General features: G+C 73.2%; 10 protein-coding genes and 1 pseudogene. 5 read left to right on the top strand and 6 right to left on the bottom strand.

Annotated elements, in window-relative coordinates; translation table 11 throughout:
- Positions 1-35 precede the first annotated feature (35 nt).
- A pseudogene (locus OG386_RS13210) lies at positions 36-516 on the bottom strand (hypothetical protein); the annotation flags it as partial.
- Between the two features lie 68 nt (positions 517-584).
- On the bottom strand, positions 585-1043 hold the full coding sequence (locus tag OG386_RS13205) for an Lrp/AsnC family transcriptional regulator (RefSeq protein ID WP_266605925.1): 459 nt from the start codon (positions 1041-1043) through the stop codon (positions 585-587).
- A 151-nt stretch (positions 1044-1194) separates the two neighbouring features.
- Here OG386_RS13205 and OG386_RS13200 point away from each other — a divergent pair, with 151 nt between their 5' ends.
- A complete protein-coding gene (locus OG386_RS13200) occupies positions 1195-2196 on the top strand; it encodes an asparaginase (protein ID WP_328788336.1) in 1002 nt (333 codons plus the stop codon).
- Between the two features lie 213 nt (positions 2197-2409).
- Here the strand turns inward: OG386_RS13200 and meaB are convergent, their stop codons facing one another.
- Genes meaB through OG386_RS13180 form a run of 4 tightly spaced genes read right to left on the bottom strand, consistent with a single transcriptional unit; the run spans position 2410 to position 8677 of the window.
- The gene (gene meaB, locus OG386_RS13195) at positions 2410-3393 is read right to left on the bottom strand and encodes a methylmalonyl Co-A mutase-associated GTPase MeaB (protein WP_328788335.1); all 984 of its coding nucleotides are present in this window, start codon (positions 3391-3393) and stop codon (positions 2410-2412) included.
- A 10-nt stretch (positions 3394-3403) separates the two neighbouring features.
- Positions 3404-5590 carry a methylmalonyl-CoA mutase gene (scpA, locus tag OG386_RS13190; RefSeq protein ID WP_327382783.1) on the bottom strand — a complete coding sequence of 729 codons (2187 nt, stop codon included), beginning with the start codon at positions 5588-5590 and terminating at the stop codon, positions 3404-3406.
- Positions 5587-7452 (bottom strand): methylmalonyl-CoA mutase family protein, encoded by a 1866-nt coding sequence (locus OG386_RS13185; protein ID WP_328788334.1) that lies wholly within the window; start codon positions 7450-7452, stop codon positions 5587-5589. Before OG386_RS13185 ends, scpA begins: the two co-directional genes overlap by 4 nt.
- Positions 7436-8677, bottom strand: coding sequence for an ROK family protein (locus tag OG386_RS13180; protein WP_328793240.1), 1242 nt, complete (start codon positions 8675-8677; stop codon positions 7436-7438). Before OG386_RS13180 ends, OG386_RS13185 begins: the two co-directional genes overlap by 17 nt.
- Before the next feature lie 1125 nt (positions 8678-9802).
- On the opposite strand from OG386_RS13180, the gene OG386_RS13175 reads away from it, so the two are divergent.
- From OG386_RS13175 to OG386_RS13160, 4 genes are read left to right on the top strand one after another with little or no spacing between them, the layout of a single operon-like run.
- A complete protein-coding gene (locus OG386_RS13175; protein WP_328788333.1) occupies positions 9803-10777 on the top strand; it encodes a TauD/TfdA dioxygenase family protein in 975 nt (324 codons plus the stop codon).
- Positions 10778-10797: 20 nt separating this feature from the next.
- The gene (ssuE, locus tag OG386_RS13170; RefSeq protein WP_328788332.1) at positions 10798-11373 is read left to right on the top strand and encodes an NADPH-dependent FMN reductase; all 576 of its coding nucleotides are present in this window, start codon (positions 10798-10800) and stop codon (positions 11371-11373) included.
- Between the two features lie 41 nt (positions 11374-11414).
- The gene (locus OG386_RS13165) at positions 11415-12455 is read left to right on the top strand and encodes an ABC transporter substrate-binding protein (RefSeq protein WP_328788331.1); all 1041 of its coding nucleotides are present in this window, start codon (positions 11415-11417) and stop codon (positions 12453-12455) included.
- 6 nt (positions 12456-12461) lie between these two features.
- On the top strand, positions 12462-13283 hold the full coding sequence (locus tag OG386_RS13160; protein WP_328788330.1) for an ABC transporter ATP-binding protein: 822 nt from the start codon (positions 12462-12464) through the stop codon (positions 13281-13283).
- Positions 13284-13461: the final 178 nt, after the last annotated feature.

Below are 13461 nucleotides of genomic sequence, written 5' to 3'. Positions count from 1 at the left end.
AGCGACCAGGTCATCTCCTTCGACCACCTGAGCCGCGGGCCGACGCGTCGACCGAGCACCTGCTCGGGGGCGCCGTACCCGGGGGTGACCGGCACCTGGCCCGTCGTGGTGAGCGTCAGCCCGTGCTCGGGCCGCGCGGTCCCGCCGGCGTGAGCACGATGTCGGCCGGCTTCGGGTCGCGGTGGACCAGCCAGGCCGCGTGGACGTCCCGCGGGGTGGCGGCGAGCGGGGCGGCGAGCGCACGTACGCCGTCGGCGCCGAACGGCCCGTGCTGGCGCACGGCGTCGTCGAGGGTGGGCCCGGACAGGAACTCGGTGGCGATCCAGGGCCGGCCGTCGTGGTCGTCGATCTGCGCGTTCAGGACGCGGGCGACTCCGCCGCTGGTGACCGCCTGGGCGGTGTGCGCCTCGCGCAGGACGCGCTGGACGAGGTACGGGTCGTGCGCGAGCTCGGGCAGCGTCACCGTGACGGCCGCGGTGCGGTCGCGTCCTCCCGGCCGAAGTGCCCCTTGTCCATGCCGCCGGCGCCGAGGACGCCGGCGCCGAGGGCGTTCGTGTGGTGCTGCTTCCTGTCGTTCACGGGCGTCAGCGGAAGTCGACGGGAAGGCCGTTCGGTTCCTTGATGCGCTTCATGATGATCTGAGAGTTGACCTCGGTGATGCCGGTGAGGGCCGTCAGCTTCTCGATCCACAGGCGCTCGTAGGCCCGCAGGTCGGCGACGGCGATCCGCAGCAGGCAGCCGGGGCTGCCGAAGAGGCGGTAGGCCTCGATGACGTCCGGGATGTCCTGGAGGGCCGCCTCGAAGGCCTCGACCGCCTCCCGGTCGCGCCGCACCTCGACCGAGACGAGCACCTCGAAGCCGCGGTCCACCGCCTCGGGGGAGATCACGGCCCGGTAACCCTGGATCACCCCGTCCTGTTCCAGCTGGCGCACCCGGCGCATGCAAGGGGAGGGGGTCAGTCCCACGCGCTGGGCGAGTTCTTGGTTGGTCAGGCGGCCATCGGCCTGGAGCTCGCGCAAGATATCTCGGTCAATGGCATCCATGACGCAATTATCACCCAGTGTTTATGAACGGGCCTGAGGGAAAGCGCAATCACATTGCGCGTAGATCGCTCTATCATTGCTGCTTTGAGTACATATGTACGAGTGACGTACTAGTGACACGAGTGACTCGAGTGAAGGGCGGCCACGGCCGATGGGACGGATCGTCGTGATCAGCACCGGCGGAACGATAGCCAGCCGCTGGCAGGGTTCCGGCTTCGCAGCGGACGCCGACGGGAACGAGGTGATCGCCACCGCACCGCTTCCCGAGGGCATCACCGTCGAACTGGTCGACCTGTTCAGCGTGAACAGCCCGCGACTCACCACCGCGCACCAGCTCACCCTGCTCCGCACCGTGCACGAGGTGCTCGCCGACCCCGGCGTGGACGGCATCGTCGTCACGCACGGCACCGACACCCTGGAGGAGTCGGCGTTCCTCCTCGACCTCCACCACCACGACCCGCGTCCCGTGGTCTTCACCGGCTCGCAGCGCCCCATGGGCACCGCCGACGGGGACGGTCCGGGGAACCTCTACGACGCCCTGCTCACCGCCGCGAACACGCGCGGGCTCGGCGTACTGATCGCCTTCGCCGGTCGGGTGCACGCCGCCCGCGGCACCGTGAAGACCCAGGCCGTGGCGCTGGACGCGTTCGCCGACCCGTCGAAGGAACTCTTCGGGAAGATCGGCTTCGGCAAGGTCACCATCCTGCGCACCCCGCAGCGCCCGGCTCCGCTCCCGCTGCCCGCGATGCCGGAGCTCCCGCCGCGCGTGGACGTGGTGGTGCACCACACCAACGGTGACCCGGTCCTGCTGAACGCCGCCGTCGAGGCCGGCGCGCGCGGCATCGTCCTCGTCGGGACCGGCGCGGGCAATGCGACTCCGGAGATCGTGGAGGCCGTCCGCGCCGCCGTCGGCCGCGGGGTCCTGGTCGCGCTGACCACGCGCGTCATGGCCGGACCGGTCACCGAGATCTACACGCACGGCGGCGCGGTGGACCTGGTGGCCGCCGGAGCCGTCCCGACCGGCACCCTGCGCGCCGGCCAGGCCCGCATCGCGGTCCTGTCCGCGCTCCTCGCCACCGAGAACCCGGTGGAGCAGACCCGCGTCCTGCGACTCGCCGTGAACGAGGCGGGCCCGGTCCTGGCCGAGGTCTGACCCGCAACGCGCCCGCCGGCGACCCGTCGGCGGCTCCGCTTCCCGGGGCTCCGCCCCAGACCCCGCGCCTCAAACGCCGGCGAGGCTGAGATGCGGGGGTCCGCCCCGAACTCCGCAAACGCCGGCGGGGCTGGAAATCCAGCCCCGCCGGCGTTTGCGGCGCGGGCGCTCGGGGGCAGAGCCCCCCCCGCAACGGCGCCGCACGCAGACGGGTCAGGCCCGGCTGAACGCCGCCAGGATCTGGTCCGCCGCAGACGTGGCCGTGACCGTGCCCGCCCGGACCGAGGCTTCGAGGCCCGGGGAGAGCTCCCGCACGGCGGGATTCGCCCGCAGCCGTTCCAGCAGTTCGTCGCGGACCATCGACCAGGTCCACTCCACCTGCTGCGCCGCCCGCTTCGCCGCCAGCCGGCCGCCCGCGTCCAGCAGGGTCCGGTGCTGCTCCAGCCGGCTCCACACCTCGTCCAGCCCGCTCGACTCCCGCGCGCTGCACGTCAGGACCGGCGGGGTCCAGGCCGCGTCCACCGGGTGCATCAGCCGCAGCGCACCCGACAGTTCCCGGGCCGCGGCCTTCGCGTCCCGCTCGTGCGGGCCGTCCGCCTTGTTCACCGCCAGCACGTCCGCCAGCTCCAGGACGCCCTTCTTGATGCCCTGCAGCTGGTCGCCCGTACGGGCCAGGGACAGCAGGAGGAAGGAGTCGACCATCCCCGCCACCGTGGTCTCCGACTGGCCCACGCCGACCGTCTCGACGAGGACCACGTCGTAGCCCGCCGCCTCCATCACGATCATCGACTCGCGGGTGGCCTTGGCGACCCCGCCCAGCGTGCCCGCCGACGGCGACGGCCGCACGAACGCCGCCGGGTCCACCGACAGCCGCTCCATCCGGGTCTTGTCACCCAGGATGGAGCCGCCCGTGCGCGTCGACGACGGGTCCACCGCGAGCACCGCCACCCGGTGGCCGAGCCCCGTCAGCATCGTGCCGAACGCGTCGATGAAGGTGGACTTGCCCACCCCCGGCACACCGCTGATGCCGATCCGGCGGGCCCGGCCCGTGTGCGGCAGCAGCTCCGTCAACAGGCCCTGCGCCAACACCCGGTGTGCCGGCAGGGTGGACTCGACGAGGGTGATCGCACGCGCGATGAACGCGCGCTTCCCGTCGAGCACCCCCTTCGCGTAGGCCTCGATGTCGATCTTCGGCACCGGCGGCCGCCTACAGCTCGTGGCCCAGGTCCGCGGCCAGCCGCGTCACCAGGTCGTGGGCCGCGTCCGGGATCACCGTGCCCGGCGGGAAGACCGCCGTCGCGCCCATCTCCAGCAGCGTCGGGACATCGGCAGGCGGGATCACCCCACCCACGACGATCATGATGTCCTCGCGGCCCTCCTCCGCCAGCTGCTCGCGCAGCGCCGGTACGAGGGTCAGGTGGCCGGCCGCCAGCGACGACACGCCCACCACGTGGACGTCCGCCTCGACGGCCTGGCGGGCCACCTCCGCCGGGGTCTGGAACAGCGGGCCGACGTCCACGTCGAAGCCCAGGTCGGCGAAGGCGGTCGCGATCACCTTCTGGCCGCGGTCGTGCCCGTCCTGGCCCATCTTGGCGACCAGGATGCGCGGACGACGCCCCTCCGCCTCCTCGAACCGGTCCACCAGCGCACGGGTGCGTTCCACGGACGGGGACTCGCCTGCTTCGTTCCGGTACACACCCGCGATCGTACGGATCTGGCTCGCGTGCCGCCCGTACACCTTCTCCAGTGCGTCCGAGATCTCACCGACGGTGGCCTTGGCGCGCGCCGCGTCCACCGCCAGGGCCAGCAGGTTGCCGTCGCCCCGCTCGGCCGCGTTCGTCAGCGCCCGCAGGGTGTCCTGCGTGACCGCCTCGTCGCGCTCCTCGCGCAGCCGCCGCAGCTTGGCGATCTGCTGGCTGCGCACCGAGGAGTTGTCGACCTTCAGGACGTCGATCGCCTCGTCGTTCTCCACGCGGTACTTGTTGACGCCGATCACCGGCTGGCGGCCCGAGTCGATCCGCGCCTGCGTGCGGGCCGCGGCCTCCTCCACGCGCAGCTTCGGGATGCCCGCGTCGATGGCCTGCGCCATGCCGCCGGCCGCCTCGACCTCCTCGATGTGCTGCCAGGCGCGGCGCGCCAGGTCGTACGTCAGCTTCTCGACGTACGCACTGCCGCCCCACGGGTCGATCGACCGGCAGGTCCCCGACTCCTGCTGGAGCAGCAGCTGGGTGTTGCGGGCGATGCGCGCCGAGAAGTCCGTCGGCAGCGCGAGTGCCTCGTCGAGGGCGTTGGTGTGCAGTGACTGGGTGTGCCCCTGGGTCGCCGCCATCGCCTCGATGCAGGTGCGCGTCACGTTGTTGAAGACGTCCTGCGCGGTCAGCGACCAGCCCGAGGTCTGCGAATGCGTGCGCAGCGAGAGCGACTTGGCGTTCTTCGGGTCGAACTGCTTGACCAGGCGCGCCCACAGCAGGCGGGCCGCGCGCAGCTTGGCGACCTCCATGAAGAAGTTCATGCCGATCGCCCAGAAGAACGACAGGCGCGGCGCGAACGCGTCCACGTCCAGCCCGACGGCCTGCCCGGCCCGCAGGTACTCCACGCCGTCCGCGAGGGTGTACGCCAGCTCCAGGTCGGCCGTGGCACCGGCCTCCTGGATGTGGTAGCCGGAGATGGAGATCGAGTTGTACCGCGGCATCTTCTGCGAGGTGAACGCGAAGATGTCGGAGATGATCCGCATCGAGGGCTTGGGCGGGTAGATGTAGGTGTTGCGGACCATGAACTCCTTGAGGATGTCGTTCTGGATGGTCCCGGCGAGCTTGTCGGGGGAGACGCCCTGCTCCTCCGCCGCCACGATGTAGAGCGCGAGGACCGGCAGCACCGCGCCGTTCATCGTCATCGACACCGACATCTTGTCCAGCGGGATCCCGTCGAACAGCTGCCGCATGTCGTAGATCGAGTCGATCGCGACGCCCGCCATGCCGACGTCGCCGGTCACGCGCGGGTGGTCGCTGTCGTAGCCGCGGTGCGTCGGCAGGTCGAAGGCCACCGACAGGCCCTTCTGGCCGGACGCCAGGTTGCGCCGGTAGAAGGCGTTCGACTCCTCGGCCGTGGAGAAGCCGGCGTACTGCCGGATCGTCCAGGGCTGGTTGACGTACATCGTCGGGTACGGGCCGCGCAGGTACGGGGCCACGCCCGGGTACGTCCGCAGGAAGTCCAGGCCCTCCACGTCCCGCCCGGTGTAGAGCGGCTTGACGCCGATGCCCTCGGGCGTCTCCCACAGCAGGTCGGCGGTCGCGGTGCCGGTGGACTCCTTCACCGCGGAGCGCCACTGCTCCTCGGACACCCCTGCGACGGCGGTGGGGTCGAGCGCCAGCTCGGAGAAATCGGGGATGCTCATGCGGGCACTCCCATCCGGTCGAGTACGGAGGACAGCACGGCGACGGCGTCACAGCCGGCGAAGACGTACTCGTCCACGGAAGCCTCAGCGGTGCCCGGCTTGCCGGCGAGGAAGACGGTCGTGGCGCCCGCCGCGCGCAGCGCCCCGGCCACCGCAGCGGCCTGCTCCTCGTACAGGGCGTCGCTGGAGCAGAGCACGGCCATGCCGTCCGCCCCGCTCGCGGCGTACGCCTGCGCGGCCGTCGCCGGGTCCACCGACACCGGGTCGTGCACGGGTTCGATGCCGCCCGCCTGGAACAGGTTCGAGGCGAAGGTGGCGCGCGCGGTGTGCGCGGCCGCCGGGCCCAGCGCGGCGAGGAAGATCCTCGGCCGGGCGCCGGTCGCCGCCACGTGCGCGTCGCTGCGGGCGCGCAGGGCCTCGTAGGCCTCGTCGCGCCGCACGCGCGGCAGCCCGCCCGTGGGGGCCGCGGGCGCCGGCTCGCGGACGACCGGCTTCTCCGAGAGCAGCGGGAACTCGCTGACGCCGGTGATCGGCTCGCGGCGCCTGGCCAGCTTCTTGGAGCGCGCGGCCCAGGTGGCGGCGAGCCGCTCGGCGACCAGCCCGGAGCGCAGGGCGGCTGCCTGACCGCCGGCCTTCTCCAGGGTCTGGAAGAACTCCCACGCCGCGTGGGCGAGTTCGTCGGTGAGGCGCTCGACGTAGTAGGAGCCGCCGGCCGGGTCGATCACCCGGGCCAGGTGCGACTCCTCCAGCAGGATGGTGGAGGTGTTGCGGGAGATCCGGCGCGCGAAGGCGTCCGGCAGGCCCAGCTCGTTGTCGAAGGGGAGCACGGTCACGGCGTCCGCGCCGCCCACGCCCGCGGCCATGCAGGCCACCGTGGTGCGCAGCATGTTCACCCACGGGTCGCGGCGGGTCATCATCACCGGCGAGGTCACCGCGTGCTGGAGCTGGGCACCCGCCTCCGGGGCCCCCGAGGCCTCGGCGATACGGGCCCACAGCCGGCGCGCGGCGCGCAGCTTGGCGATGGTCAGGAACTGGTCCGCGGTGGCGGCGTAGCGGAACTCCACCTGTCCGAGCGCCGCTCCGGTGCTCAGTCCGGCCTCGGTGAGGGCGCGCAGGTAGGCGACACCGGTGGCCAGGGACAGGCCCAGTTCCTCGGCGGCGCTGCCGCCGGCCTCGTGGTACGGCAGCGCGTCCACGGTCAGGGCGCGCACTCCGGGCCAGCCGGCGGCGGCCTCCCGGGCAAGCTCGACGGCGCCGGCCACGTCCAGTGCCTCACCCGTACGGGCCTCGTGGCCCAGGGGGTCGGCGCCCAGCGAGGCCCGAGCGGCCTCGGGGGCCACCGCGCTCTCGGTGAACAGACGCAGCAACGCGTGTGCTGCCTCGGCGTATTGGGCTCCGGCGTCCAGGGTGATGGGGGCGAGGTCGAGGTAGACCCCGTCCAGCGCCCGGGCGAGGCCCTCGACGGGGAGACCGCCCCGGCCCACGGTGAGCCAGAGGGAGGTGACCCCGTTCTGCAGGTCGGCGAGGGCCGCCTCGTTCACACGTACCGGGTCCGAGCCCGCGAGGCGCTGGCGCACGTCCCAGCCGTTCGCGGTGGTGCCTTCCGGCCTGCCCCCGCGGACGAACGGGGCGAAGCCGGGGAAACCGGTGTCAGGAGCCGTCCCGTCGGGCGGCGCGGTGTACAGCGGGCGCGTGGTGAGCCCGTCCTCGATTGGGGTGGACAACGCGTCTTCTGCGGCCTCGCCGGAGACTTCCTTGCCCGACTTGCGCAGTACGCCTTCTACAAGGCGCTGCCACTGCTCATGCGTCGCGTCAGGGAACTCGGCGGCCAGGGAGAGCCCGTCGTCAGGCAGGACCGTCATGGCTCGAATGTAGGGGAGCGCGCTCAGGTGGCACCATACCGATGGGTGTGATCTCGCCCTCTCGGGCCATGCCGAAGGGGTCTTGGAACACCCGGCTGAGCAGCACGGTTGCCGCCGCCTCCGGGAGCACGGCAGGACCCGCGTGCGGCACCACGATCCGCTCGGGATCGTCGCAGACGTGCGAGAGCTCCATCGCGGCGGCCCGGATCTCCTCCAGGTATCCCTCGTCGAGGACGCTCGCCAGCTCGGTCACGACCATGACCGCCGGATTGAAGACATCCAACAGAAGGGCCGCCGCGCGGCCCACCGCGCGGGCGCGCTCGCGCAGCAGCCGGTCGGCGCGCGGATCGCCGGTGGCGGCCGCGTCCACCAGCAGGTTCACCGAAGGGTCCGGCACGATGCCCCGGCGCACGGCCTCGGCGCCCAGCGCGGTGTCGGACGCGGTCGCCTCCAGGCAGCCGGTACGCCCGCACGCGCACGGAGCCTGCGAGCGCGGCACCGGCAGGTGGGCCACGTCGCCGGCCGCCGCGCCCGGACCCTGGTGCACGGTCCCCTCGATCCCGAAGGCGGCGTCGACGACCCGGCCGATGAACAGGTGCACCAGGCTCCGGCGGGCCTCGGGCCGCCCGAAGAGGATCTCGGCCCGCGCGACGGCCCGGGCGTGGTTGTCGACCCACACCGGCAGCCCGAGGGCGGCCGACAGCTCGGCGGCCAGCGGCTTGCGGTGCCATCCCAGCGCGGGGTGCCGTACGACGGTCCCCTCGTCCGGGCCGACCCATCCGCCCAGGGCCGCGCCGACACCGAGGAGCGGCCGCCCGGAGTCGTACGCGTCGAGGAAGCGGCCGAGTTCGGAGGCGATCTCGGCGGACAGCCCGTCCGTCGGGCGCCCCTCGTGGGGGAAGGACCGCCGGGCGAGCAGCTGCCCCCGGAGGTCGACGAGGCTGAAGGTCGAATGCGGCACCCCGATGTGCAGCCCGGCGGCGACCGGCCCGCCGACGGCCCCGGTGTGCAGGTCCAGCGGGATCCGCGGCCGCCCCACCCCGCCGCCGGGCCCGGGCAGCTCGCGCAGCAGCCCGCCGCGGAGCAGCCCGGTGGTCTGCCGGGACACGGCGGCGGGACTCAGCCCGCACAGCGGGGCGATCGCGCTGCGCGCGACCGGGCCGTGGTCGAGCACCGTCCGCAGCACGGTGGCGGCATTGGCGGCGGCCCGGCTGTCGCCGGCCATACGCGTCACGCGGTCTCCTCGGGGGTGAGGGGGTGTCTTGCCGGGGGTGTGTCCCCCGATCATGCCGGTTCCCCTGCGGGGGCGGCGGGGTGTCCTGGCCGTCTCTCCGGGATCCTGCCGGACGGGCCCGGGCCGTCCGGTGCGGGTACGCCGCAAGGCCGGGCGGCCGGGCGCGGTGGTTCCCGGGGTGCGGCCCGATCGGCAGGACGAGCCATGGGGCGTGCCCGCGCCGCAGCGGCGGCGGTCGTATGCGCGCGGCGTCACGACGCGGCGTGCGTGCCAGGACTCACGGGCCGGCCGCCGGCGGGGCCCGGGACCCTCGGACACGCCCCGGGCCCCGCGGGCCGGGAGCAGGGGCGGATCTCGGCGAACGCGTGGCGGCCGCATTTCGGGGCCATGAAATCCGGCCACGCTTTTCGGCCGCCGAGGTGAGGTGGCGCGCGGGTCGAAGCATGGGGGAAAGCGCAGGTCGCAGTGGGTGTACGGGGTGGACGCCGAGACCGGCGAGGGGCGCGTTCGGTGGCCGTGGACGGGGGTTGACCCCGGCCGGGGCCGCTGACACGCTCCGGGACATGTCCGCGAACGCACTCCTCGCCCCGCGGCTCCACACCCCCGGCCCGCGTACCGCGCCGGGTGAGTGTCCGGGCCGCTGTCCGGCCCCCGGCCGCGCCTGACCCCGCCGATCCGGCGCCCCGGCTGACCGGGGTCCGCCCGGCCCGGGCCCGGCCCCGGCCCGCCGGTGCCCCGCGGGGTCGCCCCGCGAGGCCACCTCGCGGGTCCCCCCGGGCCGCGCCCGCCCGATCCGTTCCCGCCCGATCCGTTCCCGTCCCGGGGCACCCCCAGGGGTGGTGCCCCGGGACACCCTGCCGGGCAGGTCCCGTGCAGGTGCCCGCCCGGGCGGGCGCACGGTCGCCCTTCGGGGTTCCGGGCGGGGACGAAGCCGCCCGGGGGGCCTCCGCGGCCCCGGGCGGTCGGTTCCCGCGCCGCCCACCCGTACCCGTACCCGTACGCACCTGCACGTATCGACACCCGTACCGCTCGGCGCAGTGCAGCGCCCGGCGCCCCCCGTAACGCTATTTCTTCCGCTGCGGAAATAACCCCCGCGGCCTACACCAGGGAGTCCTCATGGCCACTGCCACTGCCACTGCCACTGCCGCCGCCACCGCCACCACCGTCACCAAGATCGGCGGCCGCATCGGTGCCGAGATCGGCGGCGTACGGCTCGGCGGCGACCTGCCCGACGCCACCGTCGCCGAGATCAGGGCCGCCCTCCTCGCCCACAAGGTCGTCCTCTTCCGCGGCCAGGACCACCTCGACGAGGCCGGTCACGAGGCCTTCGCCCAGCTGCTCGGCGCACCCGTCGCGCACCCCACCGTCCCCTCCGCGGACGGCCGTTACGCCCTCGGCATCGACTCCCACCACGGCGCCCGCGCCAACCAGTGGCACACCGACGTCACCTTCGTCCCCGCCTACCCCGCCTTCTCCATCCTCCGCGCCGTCACCATCCCCCCGTACGGCGGCAACACCCTCTGGGCCAACACGGCCACCGCCTACAGCAACCTCCCCGAGCCGCTCCGGGCCCTCGCCGACAGCCTGCGCGCGGTCCACTCCAACGAGTACGACTACGCCGCCCTCAAGCCCGACGCCCTGCCCGAGGCCCTGGCCCAGTACCGCGAGGTGTTCACCTCCACCAAGTTCCTCACCGAGCACCCGGTGGTCCGCGTCCACCCCGAGACGGGCGAACGCACCCTGCTCCTCGGCAACTTCGTCCAGCGGATCAACGGCCTCACCGGCCGCGACTCGCGCGTCCTCCAGGACCTCTTCCAGGCCCACATCGAGAGCCCCGAGAACACCGTCCGCTGGCAGTGGCGGGCCGGCGACGTCGCGATCTGGGACAACCGCGCCACCCAGCACTACGGGGTGGACGACTCCGACGACCACGAGCGCACCCTGCGCCGCGTCACCGTCGACGGTGACGTCCCGGTCGGCCCCGACGGCGAGCCCTCCCGCCTGATCAGCCCGGAGACCGTCCCGGACCCCTCCTTCGGCATCGCCTCCGGCGCCTCCACGTCGACGTCCGCCGCCTCCACCTCCGCCTGACGACACCAAGGAGCGCACCCGTGCCCAACCTGCTCGCCATCACCGGCAGCCCCTCCGCCCACTCCCGCACCGCCGTCGTCGCCGACCACGTGCTGCGCCGCCTGTCCCACTCCGGCTTCGAGACCGCGCACCTGTCCGTGCGCGAGCTCCCCGCCGCCGACCTCCTCGCCGCCCGCCGCGGCGAGCCCGAGATCCGCCGGGCGCTCGAAGCCGTTGCCGAGGCCGACGGCCTGGTCATCGCGACCCCCGTCTACAAGGCCTCGTACACCGGACTGCTCAAGGCCTTCCTCGACCTGCTCCCGCAGGACGGCCTCGACGGCAAGACGGTCCTGCCGCTGGCCACCGGCGGCAGCCTCGCCCACGTCCTGACCATCGACTACGCCCTGCGCCCGGTGCTCGCCGCCCTCGGCGCCCGGCACGTCACCGCCGGCCGGTTCGTCCTCGACTCCTCCATCGAGCGAGGCTCCGGCCCCGACCGGCTGCGGCCCGAGGCCGAACTGGACCTCTACCAGGCCGTGGACGAGTTCGCCGCGGCACTCCGCTCCACGCCCGCCGCCCGCGCCGTCACCGCAGCCGCCCTCACCGCCACCCCGTAACACCGCCGCGACCACGCGACCCGCACCGACAAGGAACCGTCATGCCCGCAGCCTTCACCTCGACCACCACCTCCCGACGCCAGTTCCTCGCCCTGCTCGGCATCTCGGCGGCCGCGGTGAGCTGCGGCACGGCCACCGCGCGCGGCGGCGGTTCCGGTGCCGGTGCCCAGGTCAAGACCCTGAAGTACCAGGGCTCGGTCGGCGCCGTCACCCTCCCCGAACTCGCCGCCGACCTCGGATACCTGGGCGACCTCACGCTGGAGTGGGTCGGCAACACCATCAGCGGCCCGCAGGACATCCAGTCCGCCGCCACCGGCCAGACCCACTTCGGCGGCGCCTTCAACGGCGCGATCGTCAAGCTCGCCTCCAGCAAGGCCCCCATCAAGGCCGTCATCTCCTACTACGGCGTCGACGAGCACTCGTACAGCGGCTACTACGTCCTGGAGGACAGCCCGATCCGCTCCGCCCGCGACCTCCTCGGCAAGAAGGTCGGCATGAACACCCTGGGCGCGCACTCCCAGGCCGTCCTCGACATCTACCTGAGCCGCAACGGCCTCGCCAAGGCCGACTCCTCGAAGGTCGAGTCGCTCGTCGTGCCGCCCGTCAACACCGACCAGGTGCTGCGCCAGAAGCAGATCGACGTGGGCGTGCTGGGCGGGATCCTGCGCGACAAGGCCGTGGCGGGCGGCGGGATCAGACCGCTGTTCACCGACTTCGACCTGCTCGGCAAGTTCAGTGCCGGCTCCTACATCATGACCGAGCGGTTCATCAAGGAGAACCCGGACACCGTACGGACCTTCGTGACGGGCGTGGCCAAGGCCATCGAGTGGGCCCGCACCACCCCGCGCGAGGAGGTCATCGCCCGGCAGACCGAGATCGTCAAGAAGCGCGGCCGCAACGAGGACACCGCCACCCTCCAGTACTGGCGCTCGTACGGCGTCGCCGAGACGGGCGGCCGGATCGAGGACAAGGAGTTCCAGCTCTGGCTCGACTGGCTCGGCGAGCGGGGCGAGATCAAGCAGGGGCAGCTCAAGGCCGCCGACCTCTACACGAACGAGTTCAACGGTTTCGGGAAGGGCTGACCCGGCATGGCGAAGATCGTGTTCGAGCGCGTGACCAAGACCTTCCCGACCAAGGACAAGAAGAACAAGGAGCAGTTCACCGCGCTCGACGGCATCGACCTGGAGATCGAGGCGGGGGAGTTCGTGGTGGTCGTGGGCCCCAGCGGCTGCGGCAAGTCCACCCTCCTGGACCTGCTCGGAGGGCTGACCCGGCCGTCGTCCGGGCGGATCCTGCTCGACGGGAAACCGATCACCGGGCCGGGCCTGGACCGGGGGATCGTCTTCCAGCAGTACGCCCTGCTGCCCTGGCGGACGGCGCTCGGCAACGTCGAGTTCGGCCTGGAGGCGACCGGCGTCCGGCGCCGCGAACGGGCCTCGAGGGCCAGGGAGTTCCTGGACCTCGTCGGCCTCACCGGCTTCGAGGACCGGCACCCGCACGAACTCTCCGGCGGTATGCGCCAGCGCGTGGCCATCGCCCGGTCGCTGGCGTACGACCCCGACGTGCTGCTGATGGACGAGCCGTTCGCCGCCCTCGACGCGCAGACCCGCGAGTCCCTCCAGGACGAGCTGAGGCGCATCTGGCAGCGCACCGGCAAGACCGTCGTCTTCATCACGCACGGCATCGAGGAGGCGGTCTACCTCGGCCAGAAGGTGGCCGTCATGACGTCCCGCCCCGGCCGGGTCAAGGAGATCGTCCCGGTCGCGTTCGGCGCCCGCGGCGCCGGTTTCCAGGGCGAGGACCTGCGTTCCAGCCCCGAGTTCGCCCGCTACCGCCACGAGGTCTGGACCCTGCTCCACGACGAGGTGGCCCGCGCCCAGCAACTGGAGAAGGAGGAGGCCACCGTATGACCACCGACATCACCACGCCCGCAGACACCGACGTTCCGGCCGGGCAGGACCCGGCGCCCGCGGCTCCCGCACCCGCCGACCGGAAGCCCCGCAGGACCCGCCCCGGCGTCCCGTCCCTGCTGGCACGCCGGCTGCGCCGCGCCGGCCGAGCCACCGCGACCCCCACGGCTACCGCGGC

The organism is Streptomyces sp. NBC_00273 (assembly GCF_036178145.1).
Classification (GTDB): domain Bacteria; phylum Actinomycetota; class Actinomycetes; order Streptomycetales; family Streptomycetaceae; genus Streptomyces.
Note: the sequence above shows the minus strand (reverse complement) of the source record. Positions and strands in the feature narration are given on the sequence as shown.